Source organism: Paenibacillus sp. JMULE4, assembly GCF_013337105.1.
Lineage (GTDB): Bacteria > Bacillota > Bacilli > Paenibacillales > NBRC-103111 > Paenibacillus_G > Paenibacillus_G naphthalenovorans.
Map to the genome: position 1 here is coordinate 135,899 of NZ_SGWF01000010.1, position 19,598 is coordinate 155,496.

Sequence of the window (19,598 nt, forward strand, 5' to 3'; positions counted from 1 at the left end):
TCGGTAAAACCTATTTGTGCCGTATAGAGAAACGGAATGCGGCAGCAGCCGCTGCGATCTTCAGAAGTCTCATTGAAAATCTCATACTCCAATTTCGATTAGAGGGTTTTCTTATTTTTCTAACGTGTGGACAGGAGCATATTTTGCAGTGCTTTTCCATATAAATTACGGGGCACACGGTCTTCGCTAATATAGTAAAATATAGCCAACCCATTTTCTAACGAAAGAATCGTCCAAGCCAGTTCATTCGTAGACAGAGTAGACTTATGATTTTCTTTCGACTTCAATTTCTCAATGGCCTTGGAAATTTGCTCCACCGATTCTGTTATCAGGTTAGACCATTTATGACGTACCGATTCTTCACGCATCGCATAAAGAAAAAATTCCATGTTAAGCATGCTCCATGTTCGATTTTCCTGCCTAACTGAAAGGAAATATTCATCCATGTTTTCGATAAAATGTGAAAATGAATGCTGTTGGTCTATTACTTGATGGATGTTGTTCACATGTAATTTCATTTGTTGTTCCAATATGGCTAGAAAGAGCTCTTCTTTGGAATTAAAATGAGCATAAACCGCCCCTTTGCTAAATCCGGCATGTTCTGCAATTTTATCAACAGAAGCTCCGTGAAAGCCTAATTGAGCAAAGGTCTCGACAGCTGATTCTAAAAGTAATTGCCGAGTCTCCTTTTTTCGCTCCTCATGGGTTAATCTTCGTCTGATCATTTCTCTTCCCTCCCTCTTTCTCTTGACAATCATACCATATAACATTAACATACCATATAGTATATAAATACTAAACAGTATGAAAATTATAATAGATAATTATTATTGGAAGTAACCATCAACAATAAAGGGGAAGAGGGGAATCATGCGGAGGGAAGAAAACCTTGCAACGCAGAAACAGACTTTGTCCAAAATTTTGGCACAAACGATGAAAACAGGGATTATTAAATCAAACTTGATTCCGATGTTTGCTGGATTAACATTGGCATTATATACATATCAAATCCGTCTTTTAGAGAAATTCCCGGAAATGATATTTGCTTTGATTGGTTCGATTTTAGTCATGGGGGCAGCCGGAGCTTTTAATAACTTATACGACCGAGATATAGATTCTATTATGGAGAGAACGAAAAACAGGCCGACTGTAACAGGAGAAATAAAGCCCAAAGCAGTATTATGGCTGGGTATCTTCATGTCTGTCTTCGGAATAGTGACTCTTGCATTAACAACTCTCCTTGCAGCATTCCTAGGTTTTCTAGGTTTGTTTTTTTATGTTGTCCCATATACGATGTGGAGCAAGAGAAGAACCATTTATAATACGGAGGTTGGCAGTATTTCCGGGGCGATGCCGCCACTCATAGGATGGGCCGCAATTTATCCGGACATCACACATCCAGCCATTCTTGGTCTTTTTGTGATTACAGTGATTTGGCAAATGCCGCATTTCTATGCTATAGCTATTCGGAAGCACGATGAGTACAAGGCCGCGAAGGTTCCTATGCTTCCCGTAGTCAAAGGCATAAAAAGAACATATATACAAACGAATATTTATTTAATTGTTTTAATTGCAGCAAGTTTTCTTTTTGGGTCTTTAAGCCTCGGTCTTATGTTAGTAGCTCTTCTTTTAAGTGTTCTATGGCTTATTTTAAGTATTTTCGGTTATAAAAAGATGGATTCAGAGAGATGGGCAAAATCAATGTTTGTTTATTCCCTTCTTCATATGACGATCTTATTTTCAACGGTAATCATCTATTCTCTGATGGGAATTCTTTTGAATTTATAAAAATGAAAACAAGGACGAATGGATTAAGTTTTTGCAAGAAAATGAAGACGATTATCGGTTCTTTAGTAGAGACTTTATCCGATTATCCGATTTTAAATACATGTATTTACAAATTCAGACTGGAACATTATGATAAGACTATAATTGAGAAAACGATTACGCCAGAGGGGTGAATATGTCCCATATCACCATGAAAGAAATAGCCGGTTTAGCCGGCGTGTCCGCTGCAACCGTTTCAAGAGGCTTGAGCCATTATATTTTGCCTTGATATCTTGGGACTCGCACACGTCTCTATGTGAACAAGAAATAAAACGTAGTTTTATAATATAAAACAAAGAAAGCGATTACCCAACATCTGTTGTGGAAGCCCAGGAGGAATTTTATACATGAGCAGAAGCAGACCAAAAGTATTTGTCCCCAACCAAATCCCGGAACAAGCGCTCCGCTACCTTCAAGAATATTGCGAGGTAGACTACCGGGATGCAGAAGAGAAGCTTTCTGACGCAGAACTCATCGCGGGGCTTCAAGATGCGGAAGGGCTTATGATTTATTCCCGCCAGAAGATTGAAGCCTCCATACTCGAGCATGCGCCTCGCTTAAAGGTGATAAGCAATATTGCCGTCGGGTACGACAATTTGGATCTGGCAGAACTGACCAAACGGGGCATTATGGGGACCAATACCCCCGGGGTGTTGACCGAAACGACGGCCGATCTTGCCTTCAGCATCCTTATGGCCGCGGCCAGACGGATTGCAGAAGCGGATCATTTTGTAAAAAGCGGGCAGTGGGAAGGGTGGAAGCCCAGTTTATTGCTAGGGAAAAACGTCTACGGCTCCACGCTCGGCATCATCGGGATGGGTAGGATCGGAGAAGCGGTAGCCCGCCGGGCTAAGGGCTTCGATATGAATATTTTATATTACAACCGTTCCAGGAAGCCTGCCGCCGAGGCCGGATTAGGGGTCATTTATACTTCTATGGATGAGCTTCTGCAAAAATCCGATTATGTGGTTGTATTGGTTCCGCTGGGCCCGAGTTCAACCCGCTTGATCGGCGAGCGTGAGTTTCACCTCATGAAGCGCGATGCTATATTTATTAATGTATCAAGAGGAGCAACCGTAGATGAGCAGGCCTTGATCCGCGCACTGCAGGAAGGCCGGATCGCAGGCGCCGCGCTGGATGTTTTTGAAAAAGAACCGGTAGATAAAAACAATCCATTGCTCCAAATGCGAAATGTCGTGACCGTGCCTCACATTGGAAGCGCTACATTGGAAACCCGTTCCAAAATGGCCGAGAAGGCCGCCAGGAACCTTGTAGCCGGTTTGTCAGGACAAATACCGGTTGACTTGATTAATCCGGAGGTTATTCCATCGGCATCAAGTCAGAAGAAGTGGGGATGACATCCGGGACCATCGTATAGGCGATTACTTCGTGACTCTGCAGGAGGGTATCCCTCTGGGACATGAAATGTTAAGGAAACGCATACTTTCGGGAGAGCTTATGTTAAAATTTGGGTATCCGATGGCGCGGAACCCCAGTCAGCTGAGTGAAGTTATAAAGGAGGACGAAAACTGTGCAATCGCTGGATTTGAGCTTATACCCTAAAATTGAACTGCCCCGGTTTGTTAAAGTCAAACAACATTTTGACCGTCAGAAGCTGGACGATATTCCCGGAGAGATTCAAAAAAATATGGCCCCTTATCTGGAGAATCTTTCGGGCAAACGGATCGCTGTAGGTGTAGGAAGCAGGGGAATCCATAACATCGACCTGATTACCAAATGCGTAGTCGATCAGTTGAAGCAGGCGGGTGCGCACCCGTTTATTATCCCGGCCATGGGGAGTCATGGCGGAGCGACGCCGGAGGGACAAGCCGAAATCCTGGAGGCTTATGGCATTTCCGAGAAGACCATGGGCGTGGAGATCGATGCGTCGATGGATGTGGAATCGATTGGCGAGATTGAGCCGGGACTTGAGGTCTATGTCGCCAAAAGCGCGCTGGAAGCCGACGGCATCGTTATCATTCCGAGAATTAAAGCACATACGGCGTTCCGTGGCGAAGTCGAGAGCGGGATTTGCAAAATGCTCGTCATCGGGCTTGGAAAACAAGCGGGCACCGATCTTGTACACCGTCAGGGATTTGGGCGTTTTGCAGAGCTGATTCCATCCATCGGCCGCATGATTGCCGAAAAAACCAGATTTCTTTTTTCCGTATCCATCGTCGAGAATGCGTATGAAGAAACCTATAAAATTGAAGTCATACCCAAGCAGGATGCGATTGCGTTGGAAAGAGAAAAAGCCCTGCTGGAAGAAAGCAAGAATAAAATGGGAAAGATCCTGTTTCCCAAATTTGATGTATTGGTTATTGAGCAGATCGGCAAAAACATCAGCGGCGACGGACAGGACCCGAACGTCACGGGACTTTATATCACCAAGTTTGCCAGCGGTGGTCCCGAGTTTCAGAATTGCGTCATTTTTGATTTAACGGAAGAAACGCATGGCAACGCGAATGGTGTGGGAACGGCAGACGTCATTACCCGCAAGCTGTTCGATAAGATTGACTTCATTTCGATGTATACGAATGCGTTCACCAGTACGGAATCCGCCCCGGTCAAAATTCCGATGGTGGCGTCCACGCCGGAGGACGCTCTGCGCATCGCGGTCAAGATGTGTAATGGCATTGAACCTTACCGGCATAAGATTGTATGGATCAAAAACACCCTGGAGCTGGGCGAGATAATCATTAGCGAGCCCTTATTGGAAGAAGCCAGGGCCAACCCGAACATTGAGATTAGTTCGGAGCCGGTGGAGCTTACTTTTGCCAATGGGGAGCCGCTGTTTCATTGCTGAATTCGGCTGGCTCACTGCAACTGGAGGTGTAAAGGAATAATGAAGCTTCGTTGTACAATTCTGGATGATTACCAGCAAGCCGCACTAACGATGGCCGACTGGTCGACCATTTCGGAGTCGGTAGAAGTCCGGTCGATCGTTCGGCATGTGGATCGGGAGGAGGAGCTCGTCAGTCTGCTCGGCGATGAAGACATCGTCGTGATCATGCGCGAACGCACTCCCTTTCCGGCATCGCTGTTTGCACGTTTGCCCAAGCTAAAGCTGCTCATCACCTCCGGCATGCGGAATGCATCCATAGACCTTGCGGCTGCGGCTTCGCACGGTGTGGTCGTTTGCGGGACGGGGAGCAAATCCGAGCCTCCCGTAGAGCTGACTTGGGCATTGATCCTTGGGCTTGCACGTCATATTGTGCAAGAAAACAGCGCCCTTCGGACAAACGGTCCATGGCAGAGCACCATCGGAACGGATCTTCATGGCAAGCAGCTTGGCGTGCTTGGTCTCGGCAAGATCGGAAGCAAGGTGGCTCGCATCGGCAAAGCGTTCGGGATGGAGGTGGCTGCCTGGAGCCAACATTTGACCCGAGAGCAGGCCGATGCTGCAGGAGTACGGTTAGCAGCCTCCAAAGAAGAACTGCTGGAAAGCAGCGACATTGTCTCTATCCATCTTGTGCTCAGCGATCGGACGAGAGGCCTGCTCGGCAGAGAAGAGCTTCGGCGGATGCGTCCTTCCGCATATTTGATCAATACCTCACGGGCGGCGATTGTGGATCAGCAGGCGCTCATCGAGGCCTTGCAGAACCGGTGGATCGCCGGCGCGGGTATCGATGTATTTGACATCGAGCCTTTGCCGGAAGACAGCCTGTTTCGAAAGCTGCCCAATGTTCTGGCGACACCCCATCTCGGATACGTGTCTCAGGGAAATTATCATACCTACTTTCGGGAAGCCGTGGAAGATATCCAGGCCTTTTTATCCGGCTCGCCTATCCGTAAACTCAACTGAACCAAACATCCGCAGAATATTGCGGATGTTTTTCTCTAATCTGCCAGTCCTGATCAAGCTCGGAGGAGGAAAGAAGATGAAAATCAACATCAATGCATTATTCGATCTCACTGGCAAGACCGCAGTGGTGACCGGGGCCAGTCAAGGCATAGGCAGCGAGATAGCTAAACTGCGCTCGATTTAAATTTGAAAAGCGCATTTTTTTGCAGTCAGGCCGCCGAATGGGCATCTGATCGAATTAATGTAAATGCGATCGCACCCACCTTCATTAAAACCCCATTGACCGAACCGATGTTCGAAGATCCGGCATTCAAGGAAGAGGTTCTGAATCGTATTCCGCTGGGGCGTCTGGCAAACCCGAGGATCTGAACTGCCGTCTGCAGCAGGCTATCCTTTTTCAAGTTATCCATTTGTAATGTCTGCCAGAAACGCCCCGGACGCGGCCGCCAAATCTTTCCCGTCCAAAAAGATTTGAAGTCCCCGCTTACCTGCACTAATACTGACAGGATTCACGCCGGTTACGGTTTTATCCAGATATAAAGGGTATTTTTTCTTCATTCCGAGCGGCGAGACGCCGCCGCGGATATACCCTGTAAGCCTTTGAATTTCTTTCACCGGAACCATCTCCACCTTTTTGTTCCCGCTTGCCTTGGCTAATGTTTTTAAGTCCAATTCTTTATCCCCTGGAATGCAGGCCGCGATAATCCCTGTTTTATCCCCGCGGAGTATTAGCGTTTTGTACATTTGACGGGGCATGACACCGACTTTTTCTGCAACAATGACCGCATCGAGTTGATTTTCATCCCATTCGTATTCATGTAAAGTATAAGAAATGTGAAGGGAATCCAAGATTCGGCAAGCATTGGTTTTCGTTGACATTTTCTCCGTCGGACCTCCGGAACTGTATTTCACTTATCATATCATGGGATGGTTGGCCGGTATAGATGCAGGGATTACGCAAATGGTTTGATCATTGAAGTGTTTTCATTTATGATTACGTCATAGGATGTAACGTTCAGATTACGCCATGAAAAAAAACGCTGAATGAACTGCTGTGCCTATGTTGGCAATAAATACACCCGCCTCGTCATGAACTCATCGATGTTCAGTCACAAAAAGCCTCCTGATTTCAATTCATTTCCTTTAGGCCGATACCCATCAAACCAAAACGATTGAGAAGTTCCGAAATTTCCGATTTCCGTTAAATTACCGTTAAGGGGGATGTTCCATTACAAAGCCGCCGCTATAAATCGATATCCAACATAAAGGGGGTCTTTATGAACAACATGAACAAGCGTGAACGACTGAAACAGAAAATTGAATCCCATCTTCGGCACACGGCAAGACAGCTGGTGAAGTTCGATACCTTGGAGGAAACGCTGAATTACTTGATGGATTCGTTTTGGATGGAGTTTACATGCGACTTTGTAGCGATTCTCTTGAAATCAGACAACCTTCTTGTGCCGAAAGCCTGGAAAGGGGAGACACGGCAGGTGGAGACGGCGCTTTATTTTCAAGTCCCTTCGGAATCGAAGCTGTTGCAGGAAGCCTTATGGGGGCCCAACGGCAGTATCGGGGAGGGGGAAGAAGAATTTCACATGGCGCTGGAGGCGGAAAATCTCTCCACCTGGTTTACGGTACCGCTGAAAGAGCGGGAAAAAACGTTTGGACTCTGTATCATCGGTTTTCGCAATTTTGTTCCGCTGATTCTGGAAGCTGAAACGTATTTCGTGGAATTCGGCAGGGACGTGGCGGTTGCGATCGGTTTGGCTAAAGAGAAAGAACGGCAAAAACGGAAAATCAAAGGGATGGAATGGCTGAGGGAAAATATTTTCCCCGGTTCATCGATTGAGCAAATGGTTGAAAAAATTGTGGACCGCGCCGTAAAGGGGACGATGGCTCAATCCGCCTGCGTTTATTTATATGACGATCAACATTTCCGTTTTACTTATCAGCCTCCAAGCTTTGGTTTGGAAACCTTCCGGGAACATCTCATAATGGACGAAAACAGCACGATCATGACCCTTTTCCCTTATCTCGAACTGGCAGGCGGCACCGAACTGACCGTGCCCCTGGTCGTGAATTTGAAAACGATCGGCGTGCTGCACGTCAGCGGCAAAGAGAACGGATATTTTACGGAAGAAGATTTGGATCTGCTGGAGTTTTTGTCTTTACACGTATCGACCTTGATTGAGAACGCCCGGCTTTATCAAAATGAGATCGAAAGCCGATCCAGGCTGCAGCGCATTATGTACCATCAGCAAGAGCTGATGAAAAAAGCGATTGAAGAGGAATCGTTAGGCCAGATGACCAAAACCGTGAACTCCCTGTTCGGCTGCTCCATCCTGCTGCTGGATCGCTTTATCCGCCCGATTTCACACTGTTTCCTTCACGGGGAAGAAGACATGCTGAATCCCATCCTGCAAGCAGTGAAAGAACATGAAATGAAGATTGCTGCACTGCGTTCGAAAGAGCTCTGGCTTGCTCTGCCGGGAAATGAGGAGCCGACTTTGGGAATTTGGCCGGTTACAGGCGTCGGACAATCGCTTGGCTATTTCGTTGTGATTTCCCGGCCGGAATTGTGGGATTCCGTGAATCGGTTGACCATTAACAACGCGATAAGCCTGTTTGCCAATGAATTCATTAAACAAAAGCTGGTCCTGGACGCTAAGGAACAGGTGAAAGAGAGCTTCATCAACCAATTGTTTTCACATCAGATCGAGGACCTGAATCAGATCGTTCAATATGCAAGTCTCACCCATTGGAATATTATGGATCCCCACAGAGTCGCCGTGCTGTCCATGACTTTGCCAGAGAAGCAGGGGGATCATCTGCACCTGATTGACCGCGAAGAGACCAAATCAAAGCTTTGGGACCAAATCAAATTCAAAATCAGTTCGGAATATACGAATATGATGACGTCTCGCAAAGGGGATGAATTTATCCTCATCAGTCCTCTTACGAACGAAACAAAGGGAACCGAGCCTTATTGGAAGAGGGTATTCGGCAGCCTGAAAAAGATCACCCATTCGGTCAATCCGTCCATTCAAATCTATATCGGCGTCGGAGGCAAAACCAACCGAATTGAAGATTATAACGATTCATACAAACAGGCGGTGCAAACGAATAACTTGGTTCGACATCGCTTTGTCAAGACAGGGGTTGCCCTGTTCGAGGAGCTTGAGTCCTATACCATGCTTCACCAGATCAACGATATGTCATCCATTCGGTTGTTTGTAAAGAAAAAATTGTCACCCTTGCTGCATTTTGACGGAAACGGGGCAGACCTCTTTCATACCCTGCGCGTCTATTTGGAACGTAACGGAAATATCAAAGAAACGTCGGACGCTCTGTTTATCCACCGAAGTACACTGCTCTACAGACTTGATAAAATCCGGGATTTGCTGCAGATCGATTTAAACGATTCGGATCAGCGTTTCAATCTCATGCTGGCCTATAAGCTATTCGACCTTCATCGATTCACTCTTCCGCAAATTCGATGAAAATGACGCTCGGTTTTCCTACAAAATGAAGATACACAATGAGCCTCCATACCCTTATGATTTCAGTAAGCGGTTACATTAGATTTCAAGCAGACTCAGGAGGCTGATAGGATGAACATTCAACGGATCGGTGTAGTGGGATCGGGGACGATGGGAGGCGCCATTGCCCATTTGGCCGCGCTTTCCGGTTTCCAAGTCATTTTATGCGACGTGGCGGACGCGTTCTTGAACAAAGCGAGGCAACGCATGGAGACGCTGATGGATAAATCCGTCGAGAAAGGGAAGATGACAGCAGACCAAAAAGCGGAGGTGCTGTCCCGTATCGTATTTACGACGCGATTGGAAGAGTTGAAACCGGTACAAGTCGTTATCGAGGCGATTATTGAAAACCTGGAGGCAAAGAAGGAATTGTTTCACCAACTCGACGAGCTGCTGCCGCCAGACGTGCTTATCGCTTCCAACACCTCTTCGATGTCCGTCACGGTCCTGGCCGAAGCGACCAAACGCCAGCACCTTGTGGCGGGGATGCACTTTTTCAATCCCCCTCAGGTGATGAAGCTGGTAGAGGTGGTACGCGGCTTCAAGACGGGCGACGATACCGTTCGGCAATTGAAGGAATTAGCGATTCGATTCGGGAAGGACCCGATCGAGGTCAAGAAAGACAGCCCGGGCTTTATCGTCAACCGGGTCATGATTCCTCAGTTTATCGAGGCCATTCGTCTAGTGGAAGAAGGGGTGGCGTCGCCCGAAGACGTGGATAAAGCGATTGTGCTCGGCTTGAACTATCCCATGGGGCCATTTACGCTCCAGGATTTCGCAGGCGTCGATATCGGCCTGAACGTCATGGATTATTTTTATGAGGAATTTAAGGATGACCGTTTTGCAGCGCCTTTATCCTTACGCCGATTGGTGCGCGCCGGACGGTTAGGAAAGAAGACGGGGGCGGGATGGTATGATTACAACAAATAAGCAGGGACGTGAACCGGACATGACCTATGAAACGATAGAACTGGCTGTAAAAGAAAACATCGCGATCGTTTACTTGAATCGCCCTCCGTACAACCCTCTAAACGGACAATTATTTCGTGAGCTGTCGCATCTGTTCGATCGTCTGGAGCAGGATGCGGACATCAAAGCCGTTATTATTACCGGTACAGGAGACAGGGCATTCGCTGCCGGCGCGGACATTAAGGATATGATGGACCTGAACGCCAACGAAGTGCTGCAATTTTGCCAGATGTCCCGGCTCACATTCTTCAAGATAGAATCCCTGTCCAAACCGGTCATTGCGGCGATCAACGGTCTGGCGCTCGGCGGCGGCTGCGAATTGGCACTCACCTGTGATATAAGACTGGTTTCGGAGCATTCCAAATTCGGATTGCCGGAGATTAATCTCGGCATAATTCCCGGCGGGGGCGGAACACAAAGGCTCCAAAGGCTGATTGGTCAGGCAAAAGCCAAAGAACTGCTCTATTTCGGCGAGATGATCGATGCGGCTAAAGCGTTGGAGATCGGACTGGCGAATCGGGTAGTTCCACTTGCGGAATTGCTCCCGGAAGCCGTGGCGCTTGCGAAAAAGCTTGCGGAAAAGCCTGTGGTGGCGATGCGGATGATGAAAACGGCGGTGAACGCGGGATATCATGCGGACCTCCAGACGGCACTGGATTTGGAAATGGCATGCTTCGGGAACGCATACGCCAGTGAGGACCGCAGGGAAGGCATGCAATCCTTTGTAGAGAAACGCAAAGCTCAATTCTCAGGACGTTAGGAGGAGAAGTGATGGCAAAACGCGAGGTTTATCTCATCGACGGCGCGCGAACCGCCTTCGGTGAATTCGGGGGTTCCTTCAAGGACGTCACGGCTATTGATCTGGCCGCGGCATGCGCCTGTAAAGCGATGGAAAAATCCAATGTATCGCCGGAGGAAATCGATCAGGTCGTGATCGGCAATGTCATTCAATCCAGCCCGGATGCCGTTTATACGGGAAGACATGTCGGCTTAAAGTCGGGTGTCCCCAAGCATGTTCCGGGGCTTACGGTGAACCGCCTCTGCGGTTCCGGCCTGCAGGCGATCATCAGTGCGGCCCAATCGATTCTGTTGGGAGAGGCCGATTTGGCGCTTGCCGGCGGCGCGGAAAATATGAGCCAGGTGCCGCATGTGATCCGGGGCGCCAGATGGGGTATTCCGCTTGGCAAAGCTCCCATGGAGGATTATTTGTGGGAGACGCTTTACGATCCTTATGGAGATTGCACGATGGCGACCACTGCAGAAAACCTGGCCGTTAAATACGGGATTACCAGAGAGCAAGCGGACGCTTTCTCCGTCCGGAGTCAGAAGCGAGCGCTGAAGGCTATAGAAACAGGCATTTTTTCGGAAGAAATCGTTCCTTATACGGTAAAAGGGAGAAAAGGCGATATCCTTGTTGACCGGGATGAGCATCCTCGATCGACAACGATGGAAGCCCTCTCCAGGCTTCCCTCCCGATTTACGATAGACGGCGTCGTCACGGCCGGCAACGCAAGCGGCATGAATGATGGCGCGGCCGTAACGGTCATCGCTTCGGAGGAGTCGGTGATCCGGCGCGGCTTAAAACCTCTCGCGCGATTGGTGGCGTGGGGCATTGTAGGCGTGGAGCCGGCCATGATGGGCATCGGACCCGCCGACGCCATTCGCCAGGCATTGCAAAGAGCGGGAATGACCCTTCAGCAGTTGGATTTGATTGAAATTAACGAAGCGTTCGCAGCTCAATATCTCGCCTGCCGGCAGGAGCTCGATTTTGATCCCGAGAAAGGCAACGTGAATGGCGGCGCCGTTGCGTTAGGCCATCCGCTCGGAGCCAGCGGTGCCCGAATCACGCTGTCCTTACTGTACGAACTGCGCCGCAGAAACCAAAGATTCGGCATTTCCTCCTTATGCATCGGCGGCGGCCAAGGGATCGCAGCGATCTGGGAGCGAGTCTGAACCGGATGCAGGGATGGGATCATAAAAAGTCTCAAGGGGTGAATCATCAATGTATCAAGACTGCTATGGACTTACCGTTACAGAGTTATTTGAAAGGGCTTACAAGTTAAATCCTTCCAAAGAAGTGATTTATGATCGCAGCCGAAGGCTGACCTATCAAGAGCTTCGTGAAGAATCGATACAGCTGGCTGCTTCGCTGCAGGATCTTCAAGTGGAGAAGGGGGACCGGGTGGCGGTTTGTTTGCCGAACTGGCACGAGTTTGTCGTGATCTACCTGGCTCTTTCACATCTTGGTGCGATCCTGATTCCATTCAATACACGGTATCGGCAGGAAGAAGTGGAATATATCTTGTCCAATAGCGGCGCGAAGCTGGTTTTCTGTACCGATGAGTTCGGCGGCGTCCCTCATTATGAGCAATTCTCCACCTTGTTGAAGTCATCGAAGACGCTTCAGCAGATGGTATCGGTCAGGTTCGAACGGCCTGGAATGCTTTCTTATCATCAGCTGCTGGAACGAGGAAAGCATCTGCCTCTTACTTTTGCAGCGATCGACCGGCGTGAGGATGTCTTCGGGATTCTATATACCTCCGGAACCACCGGCAGGCCGAAGGGTGTCATGCTTACTCATGCGAACGTTGTGCATACGGCCGCCATCACCGCGGAATCGATGCGCTGTACACCGGATGACGTTATGCTGGTGGCGGTTCCCGTCTTTCATGTGTTCGGTATTACGCCAAGCATTCTTACCAATTTCGCCTGCGGCGGAAAGATGGTGCTTGTGGACGTATTCAAGCCGAAAGATGTGCTGGAATTGATACAAAACGAGGGAATTACCATACACCACGGCGTTCCGACGATGTTTATCCTCGAACTGAACCATCCGGCGTTTTCCGTTTATGACCTTTCCTCCCTGCGCACAGGCATTATTGCCGCAGCCCCATGCCCGGTAGAAGTCGTCAAACGGATTCGATCGGACATGGGATGCGATATCGTGGTGGCATACGGGCTGACGGAAACCTCGCCGACGCTGACCATCACGGATTTCAACGATGATGATCGGATCAGGTCCGAGACGGTCGGAAAAGTGCTGCCGGGAGCGGAGGTGAAAATCGTCAATGGACAAAGGGAACCGGTTGCCTTCGGAGAGGTCGGTGAATTAGCCTGCCGTGGATTCGGGGTGATGAAAGGGTATTATCAAATGCCTCAGGAAACCAAGGCGGTGATTGACGATGAGGGGTGGTTATACACGGGAGATTTGGCCACGCTCGATAAGGACGGGTACATCCGCATTGTAGGCCGAAGCAAGGAAATGATCATTCGAGGAGGATACAACATTTATCCAAGGGAGATCGAGGAGGTGCTATACAAGCACCCGGAAATTCTGGAAGCGGCGGTCGTCGGACTTCCCGATTCGGTCCTGGGGGAGATCACCTGCTCCGCAGTCCGGTTGAAAAGCGGCGCGAAGGTAGAAGCCGAAGAATTGAAGCAATTTATTCGTGAGCGGCTGGCGGATTATAAAACGCCCGACAAAATCGTTTTTATGCATGAGTTTCCCATGACGCCAAGCGGAAAAATCAAAAAAATGGATTTGCAACAGCAATTGAAAATCGAATTGGAGGGTCAGTTGAGATGAAGAAGATGAAAAGATGGCTGTGGACTTCACTCATGGCTTTGACTCTATGGATTGCAACGGTCGGCTGCTCCTCTGCATCTTCGATTCCGGAGAATACGGCTGCTCCAGCAACCCCATCGGAGGGATCGGCGCAAACCATCAAAATCGGTGTCATCGTTTCCGAGACGGGACCTGCTTCCTCTTTGGGCAAACCTGAAGCTGAAACGGCAAGACTGCTTAAGAAACAGATCGAAGGGCAGTTGTTCAACGGTAAAAAAGTGGAATTGATCATCAGCGATAATGAAACGAACGATACCAACGCGGTCGTTATCGCAAAAAAAATGGTATCGCAGGATAAAGTCGTCGCCATCGTCGGAGGGACGCAAACCAGCACGAGCGTAGCCATCAGCGAAGTGGCGAAGGAAAACAAATTGCCGCTGATTGCCTTGGCGCCTTTATCCAAGGAGGTGCTTGGCGAGTATGTATTCCAGGTCACGCAAAGCAACGCCACCGTGCTGCAAACGATCATTGATTATTTAAAATCCAACAACATCACTAGCGTTGCTTGGACGAATGCGCGCGATGCCTTCGGCCAAAGCGGTCTGCCGATTTTCAAGGAGCTGGCGAAGGCGAATCACATCGAGATTGTCGCGGTGGAGGATTTCGACGGGGCAGCCACCGATATGACCGTACAGCTGACCAAAATTAAACCGAAAAAACCCGGCGCCGTCATCGTATGGTCTCGTCCACCGGGGGCGGGCATCATCGCCAAAAATTTCAACCAGCTCGGGTTTGACGTGCCGATGATTCAAAGCCACGCGGTAAGCAATGAAGGCTTCCTGAAGCAGGTCGGAGCCGAGGGGGAAGGGGTGTTGGCGATCGGAAGCAAAATGAATATTCTGGATGCCCTTCCGGATTCGGAACAAAAACAACTGTTAATGAAGTTTAATGATGAATTCCAAAAAGAATACGGTACCTCCCCGGGGCCGTTCGGAGGGTATATGTACGATGGAATCCAACTGGTGCTCAAGGCCATCTCCAATGGCCATGAAAGTCCGCAGGCCATTCGCGATTACATTGAGAGCGGTCTTGGAAAGCACCTAGGTGTCACGGGAACGTTCGAATTCAGCGCGGATGTTCATGACGCGGCGGCAGGCGACGGGCTGGCGCTGCTGCGGGTAGCGAAGCAGGGCTGGGAACCGGCCAGATAATGTTACGGTTTACCCGGAGGGATAAAGACACATAGGATATCGTTTCCGGTCGGTGCGATGTGTCTATATCTCATATAGAAGAGAGGGGACAAAATGGATACGATCAGCCAAGTTCTGCAATATCTCATTACGGGCCTCACGACGGGGAGCATCTATGCGCTTATCGCCGTCGGTTACGTCACCATCTATAATGTAACCGGCGTGATTAACTTTGCGCAAGGAGAGTTTACGATGCTTGGAGCTCTTCTATGCGTATCCTTCGTTCAATCGGGGGTTCCGCTGGTTTTCAGTATCATACTGGCCATTGTTCTTACGGCCTGTTTCGGTTTCTTCATGGAGAGAACGACGGTCTATCCGGTCAGAAATGCGAATTTTGTAACGTTGATCATTATTACGATTGGCGTATCGATCGTGCTCAGGGGGGCAGGTCTGCTGATTTGGGGAAACACGCCGTTAAGCCTTCCGCCGTTTTCCGACAGCTCGCCGGTTATGATCCTGGGCGCCGTCCTGATTCCGCAAAGCATCTGGGTGTTTGCGACACTGATGCTGCTGCTGGGTATGCTGTATTTATTTTTTGAAAAAACGGTGCTCGGCACGGCGTTGAAGGCATGCGTCATCAACCCCAAGGCCGCGCAGCTAATGGGAATCAATACCCGATCGATGTCAGCTTTTGCGTTTACGGTCAGCGCTGCGGTCGGCGCTGTGGCCGGCATCGTGGTGACTCCGATCACAGGAGCCATTTACGATATGGGCCTCTTGCTCGGCCTAAAGGGCTTTATGGCCATGGTCATCGGCGGGATGAACAACATATCCGGCGCCGTCTTTGCCGGTTTTTTGATTGGCGTGATCGAGGCGTTCAGCGGAGGGTACATTTCCACTTCCTACAGCGATGCGATCAGCTTTGCTTTCCTGCTGCTGGTCTTGTTCATTTCACCGAACGGCATGATGAGTAAAGCAACCGGAAAACGGGTCTAAAGAAAGGGGGAGTCTTGTGAAGAAGCAAACGCTGTATGCCAGCCGGCTCAAGCCGCTTTTCATCCTGATGGCGCTCATCGTGCTTGCGCCGGTCCTTTTTCATTCTCCTTATTATTTGACGGTATTGGTGCTGATCGGGATTTACAGCATCATTACGCTGGGATTAAGTCTGCTGATGGGATATGCGGGTCAAATCTCGCTTGGGCATGCGGCCTTCTTTGGAATCGGAGCGTATACCTCGGGCATCCTGACCGCGAAGTACGGGATTGCGCCGCTTGCGGCGATGCTGGCCGGGATTCTGTTGACGGGTTTGATTGCTTTTATAGTCGGCATTCCAACGCTGAAGCTGAAGGAGCATTTTCTGGCGCTGGCGACCATCGGTTTTAACATTATCGTATACATCGTCATTTTAGGCATGTACGACCTGACCGGCGGGGCATCGGGTTTAACCGGGATTCCGAAATTTTCGGTATTCGGCTTCGACATTCGCGGGGAATGGAATTATTACTTTCTCGTATGGGGGATTGTGCTTCTCCTGGCATCGTTTTGCATTAATCTAGTGCAATCCCATATCGGCAGGGTGCTTCGGGGGATTCACGACAGCGAGATCGCGACGCTCACGCAGGGAATAGATGTATTGAAATATAAGCTGCAAATTTTTGTGTTAAGCGCGGTTTTTGCTTCTGCAGCCGGAAGCTTGTACGCCCATTTTATGAATTTTCTCGCACCGGGAACATTTTACGTGCTGGCATCGATCCAACTGCTGATCATGGTCGTTGTCGGAGGGGCTCAACCGATTTGGGGCGCGATCCTTGGCGCTTTCGTGATGACGGTGCTGGCGGAAGGCGTGCGCCATTATGTCCCGATGGTAATGGATGTCGGCGGAGAAATTGAAATTATCATTTACGGTCTTCTGTTGGTTCTCGTCATGATGTTTATGCCCAAAGGCTTGCTGCCGATGATCGGCGCAATACAGGAACGCTTCCGACGCAGGAAGCTCCCGGAAGGAGGCGGGCCGCATGGACAGCGCACTGTTGGAAGTTAAGCAATTAACCAAACGTTTCGGCGGCATTGTAGCGGTGGACGGTGTTTCTTTCAACGTTCGAAAAGGAGAGATCGTAGCGGTTATCGGTCCGAACGGAGCGGGCAAAACGACGCTGTTTAACATGATTTCCTCTATTTTGGAGCCAAGCGAGGGCGAGGTCTGGTTCAAGGGAGAGAAATTAACCGGAACGCAGGTTCACCGGCTGGCTGCGAAGGGGATCACGAGGACCTTCCAAAATCTGCAAATTTTCGAGTCCATGACGGTGCTGGAAAATGTCATGCTCGGTACGCATACAAAGCTCAAAACGACGATCTTCAATGCCGGCTTTCGGCTGCCGGTGGTGAAAGAAGACGACGAAACCGCGGCTTCTTTAGCGCTTCAGGCATTGGAATCGGTTGGCTTACAGGACAAACAGGCGGAGATTGCCGGCAACCTGCCTTACGGTTTGCGCAAGCTGCTGGAGTTGGCCAGGGCGATTGTGCTGAAGGCGGATCTGATCCTGCTCGACGAACCGATGGCGGGCTTAAATGACGGGGAAAGCCACCGGCTCGCTTCGTTCCTGCTGGAGATGAAAAATAAGGGGCACTCTTTTCTTTTTGTCGAGCACGACATGGCCGCCGTCATGAAAATTGCGGATCGCATCGTCGTTATCGATTTCGGGGTCAAGATTGCCGAGGGGTCCCCCGAGCAAATAAGAAACCATCCTAAGGTGATCGACGCCTACTTAGGGAAGGAGTTGGAATGATGCTGCAGGCCAACGGCATTACCGCTTACCACGGCCGCATCCGCGCGCTGCATCAGGTCAGCCTGTCCGTCCATCCGGGCGAGATGGTATCCATCATCGGAGCGAATGGCGCAGGGAAGAGCACGCTGCTTGGGGTTCTCGCGGGCTTATATAAGCCGGCGCAAGGAGAGATTCTCCTGGGGAAAGATCGGATCGAGCATCTGCCGGCGCATCAGGTCGTCCGCAAAGGGATCAGCCTTGTGCCCGAAGGAAGGCAGGTGTTTACGAGCTTGAGCGTCAGAGAAAATCTGATTCTTGGCATGTATCACAAATATAAGCGAGAGAAGCACACGGTGGAGTCGAAGCTGGAAGCGATGCTGGAGATGTTCCCCGGTTTGAAGAAGCACTATAAGTCAGCGGCCGGCAATATGAGCGGTGGGGAGCAGCAAATGCTGGCCATCGCCCGAGGGCTGATGGCGGATCCGAAAATTATTTTGCTCGATGAGCCTTCTATGGGACTTGCGCCTTTCATTGTGAAGGAGATCCTTGTCATTTTGCAGCGCATCAGGGACGACCTCGGGACGATGGTCATTTTGGTGGAGCAGAATGTAAAAGCCGCCTTGAAGGTGGCAGACCGGGTGTATGTGATGGATCGGGGAACCTTCGTACTGGAAGGCAAACCGTCTGATCTGTTGTACGATCCGATGGTTCAAAAGACATATCTTGGTACAGTTCACGAAACCAAAGGAGCGGTGAATGCATGAGTGATGTACAGACGAAGGTGAAAGGGATGTTCTTCCTATCCGATGAACAGGAAGCGATTCAATCGCTTGCGCGAGAGTTCGCTTCGCAGGAGATTGCGCCTCACGCAAGACACTATGATGAAACGGAAAGCTTCCCTGCGGAAATCATGAAGAAGCTTTACGAGACCGGCCTGTCTAATCTGGCGATCCCCGAAGCGTATGGCGGTGCGGGGATCGATAAGATATCCCATGCGTTAATCATGGAGGAAATCGCGAAAGCATGTGCCGGTGTTGCGACCAGCCTGGATGCGAATTCGTTGGCCTCCTATCCGATTCTGGTGGGAGGAACGGAGGAGCAAAAGCGCGTTTATTTGCGTCGTCTGACGGAAGAAGGACAGTATGCGGCTTTCGCGCTGACGGAGCCTGCCGCCGGCAGCGATGTAAGCTCGCTGCGAACGACAGCAGAACGAATCGGCGACGATTACGTGTTGAATGGGGAAAAGTGCTTTATCACCAACGCCAGCGTAGCGAATTTTTATGTCGTGCTCGCCAAGCTGAAAGGCGAAACTGGATCAAGAGCGTTTACCGCGTTTATCGTCGAACGGGACGCTGAAGGTGTTTCTGTGGGAGAGAAAGAGAAAAAGCTTGGACTTCGTGCATCCGACACGGCATCCGTTCTATTCGAGGACGTGAAGATTCCGTCGGCCCAACGTCTGGGCGCTGAAGGGGAGGGCTTTAAAATATTCATGAAGGCTCTGATGTATGCCAGACCGATGGTCGGCTCGCAGGCGGTCGGAATCGCCCAAGGCGCTTATGAAGCCGCTGTGCAATATGCAAAAGAGCGAAAGCAGTTCGGGAAGCCGATCGCCGATCTGCAAGCCATTCAATTTATGCTGGCTGACATGGCGATGAATATTGAAGCGTCCCGTTTGCTGGTACAAAAAGCGGTGTTTCTGCTGCAGGAAGGCCGTCCTTCCGTCAGGCACGCCTCATTCGCCAAGTGCTTCGCTGCGGATACGGCCATGAAGGTAGCAACGGACGCCGTACAAATCTATGGTGGTTATGGCTTTATCCGCGAGTACCCGGTCGAGAAATATTTTCGGGATGCGAAGATTATGCAAATTTATGAAGGGACGAACCAAATTCAGCGTGTCGTTATCGCCAAAGAAATTTTATCCTGACAAGCGGAGAA

At 49.8% G+C, this 19,598-nt stretch carries 19 protein-coding genes; 17 read left to right on the forward strand and 2 right to left on the reverse strand.

The annotated features are described in order from the left end of the window. Window positions 1-119: 119 nt before the first annotated feature. The gene (locus tag EXW96_RS02890; RefSeq protein WP_174349820.1) at window positions 120-725 is read right to left on the reverse strand and encodes a TetR/AcrR family transcriptional regulator; all 606 of its coding nucleotides are present in this window, start codon (window positions 723-725) and stop codon (window positions 120-122) included. A gap of 145 nt (window positions 726-870) precedes the next feature. Here EXW96_RS02890 and cyoE point away from each other — a divergent pair, with 145 nt between their 5' ends. From cyoE to EXW96_RS02925, 6 genes are all read left to right on the forward strand, one after another. Further along, window positions 871-1,788, forward strand: coding sequence for a heme o synthase (gene cyoE, locus EXW96_RS02895; RefSeq protein WP_174349821.1), 918 nt, complete (start codon window positions 871-873; stop codon window positions 1,786-1,788). A gap of 190 nt (window positions 1,789-1,978) precedes the next feature. Beyond that, window positions 1,979-2,056, forward strand: coding sequence for a LacI family DNA-binding transcriptional regulator (locus EXW96_RS28450; protein ID WP_375256437.1), 78 nt, complete (start codon window positions 1,979-1,981; stop codon window positions 2,054-2,056). 118 nt (window positions 2,057-2,174) lie between these two features. Then, window positions 2,175-3,185 (forward strand): 2-hydroxyacid dehydrogenase, encoded by a 1,011-nt coding sequence (locus tag EXW96_RS02905; RefSeq protein ID WP_174349823.1) that lies wholly within the window; start codon window positions 2,175-2,177, stop codon window positions 3,183-3,185. 173 nt (window positions 3,186-3,358) lie between these two features. Beyond that, on the forward strand, window positions 3,359-4,633 hold the full coding sequence (locus EXW96_RS02910; protein ID WP_174349824.1) for a nickel pincer cofactor-dependent isomerase, group 22: 1,275 nt from the start codon (window positions 3,359-3,361) through the stop codon (window positions 4,631-4,633). Window positions 4,634-4,672: 39 nt separating this feature from the next. Then, entirely contained in the window at window positions 4,673-5,632 is a 960-nt protein-coding gene (locus EXW96_RS02915; protein ID WP_137670064.1) for a D-2-hydroxyacid dehydrogenase family protein, read from the forward strand. Window positions 5,633-5,818: 186 nt separating this feature from the next. Next, complete coding sequence (locus tag EXW96_RS02925; protein WP_174349825.1) at window positions 5,819-6,001, forward strand: SDR family oxidoreductase; 183 nt, start codon at window positions 5,819-5,821, stop codon at window positions 5,999-6,001. A gap of 33 nt (window positions 6,002-6,034) precedes the next feature. Here the strand turns inward: EXW96_RS02925 and ybaK are convergent, their stop codons facing one another. Further along, window positions 6,035-6,511 (reverse strand): Cys-tRNA(Pro) deacylase, encoded by a 477-nt coding sequence (ybaK, locus tag EXW96_RS02930; RefSeq protein ID WP_137670065.1) that lies wholly within the window; start codon window positions 6,509-6,511, stop codon window positions 6,035-6,037. A 398-nt stretch (window positions 6,512-6,909) separates the two neighbouring features. Between ybaK and EXW96_RS02935 the strand changes: the two genes are divergently transcribed. From EXW96_RS02935 to EXW96_RS02985, 11 genes are all read left to right on the forward strand, one after another. Continuing rightward, window positions 6,910-9,135, forward strand: coding sequence for a helix-turn-helix domain-containing protein (locus EXW96_RS02935; RefSeq protein ID WP_174349826.1), 2,226 nt, complete (start codon window positions 6,910-6,912; stop codon window positions 9,133-9,135). A gap of 111 nt (window positions 9,136-9,246) precedes the next feature. Beyond that, window positions 9,247-10,104, forward strand: a complete 858-nt coding sequence (locus EXW96_RS02940) for a 3-hydroxyacyl-CoA dehydrogenase family protein (protein WP_174349827.1) — start codon at window positions 9,247-9,249, stop codon at window positions 10,102-10,104. A 19-nt stretch (window positions 10,105-10,123) separates the two neighbouring features. After that, the gene (locus EXW96_RS02945; RefSeq protein ID WP_174350058.1) at window positions 10,124-10,903 is read left to right on the forward strand and encodes an enoyl-CoA hydratase/isomerase family protein; all 780 of its coding nucleotides are present in this window, start codon (window positions 10,124-10,126) and stop codon (window positions 10,901-10,903) included. Between the two features lie 11 nt (window positions 10,904-10,914). Then, window positions 10,915-12,096, forward strand: a complete 1,182-nt coding sequence (locus EXW96_RS02950) for an acetyl-CoA C-acetyltransferase (RefSeq protein WP_174349828.1) — start codon at window positions 10,915-10,917, stop codon at window positions 12,094-12,096. 49 nt (window positions 12,097-12,145) lie between these two features. Beyond that, window positions 12,146-13,729 (forward strand): long-chain-fatty-acid--CoA ligase, encoded by a 1,584-nt coding sequence (locus EXW96_RS02955; protein WP_174349829.1) that lies wholly within the window; start codon window positions 12,146-12,148, stop codon window positions 13,727-13,729. Beyond that, window positions 13,726-14,919 (forward strand): ABC transporter substrate-binding protein, encoded by a 1,194-nt coding sequence (locus EXW96_RS02960; RefSeq protein WP_174349830.1) that lies wholly within the window; start codon window positions 13,726-13,728, stop codon window positions 14,917-14,919. Before EXW96_RS02955 ends, EXW96_RS02960 begins: the two co-directional genes overlap by 4 nt. Window positions 14,920-15,012: 93 nt before the next feature. Next, entirely contained in the window at window positions 15,013-15,894 is an 882-nt protein-coding gene (locus EXW96_RS02965; protein ID WP_137670068.1) for a branched-chain amino acid ABC transporter permease, read from the forward strand. A 16-nt stretch (window positions 15,895-15,910) separates the two neighbouring features. After that, entirely contained in the window at window positions 15,911-16,939 is a 1,029-nt protein-coding gene (locus EXW96_RS02970; protein ID WP_174349831.1) for a branched-chain amino acid ABC transporter permease, read from the forward strand. Further along, on the forward strand, window positions 16,914-17,684 hold the full coding sequence (locus EXW96_RS02975; protein ID WP_054817210.1) for an ABC transporter ATP-binding protein: 771 nt from the start codon (window positions 16,914-16,916) through the stop codon (window positions 17,682-17,684). Before EXW96_RS02970 ends, EXW96_RS02975 begins: the two co-directional genes overlap by 26 nt. Then, window positions 17,681-18,427, forward strand: coding sequence for an ABC transporter ATP-binding protein (locus EXW96_RS02980; RefSeq protein WP_306274216.1), 747 nt, complete (start codon window positions 17,681-17,683; stop codon window positions 18,425-18,427). The genes EXW96_RS02975 and EXW96_RS02980 overlap by 4 nt, the downstream gene beginning before the upstream one ends. Next, the gene (locus tag EXW96_RS02985) at window positions 18,424-19,587 is read left to right on the forward strand and encodes an acyl-CoA dehydrogenase family protein (RefSeq protein WP_302621093.1); all 1,164 of its coding nucleotides are present in this window, start codon (window positions 18,424-18,426) and stop codon (window positions 19,585-19,587) included. The genes EXW96_RS02980 and EXW96_RS02985 overlap by 4 nt, the downstream gene beginning before the upstream one ends. Window positions 19,588-19,598: the final 11 nt, after the last annotated feature.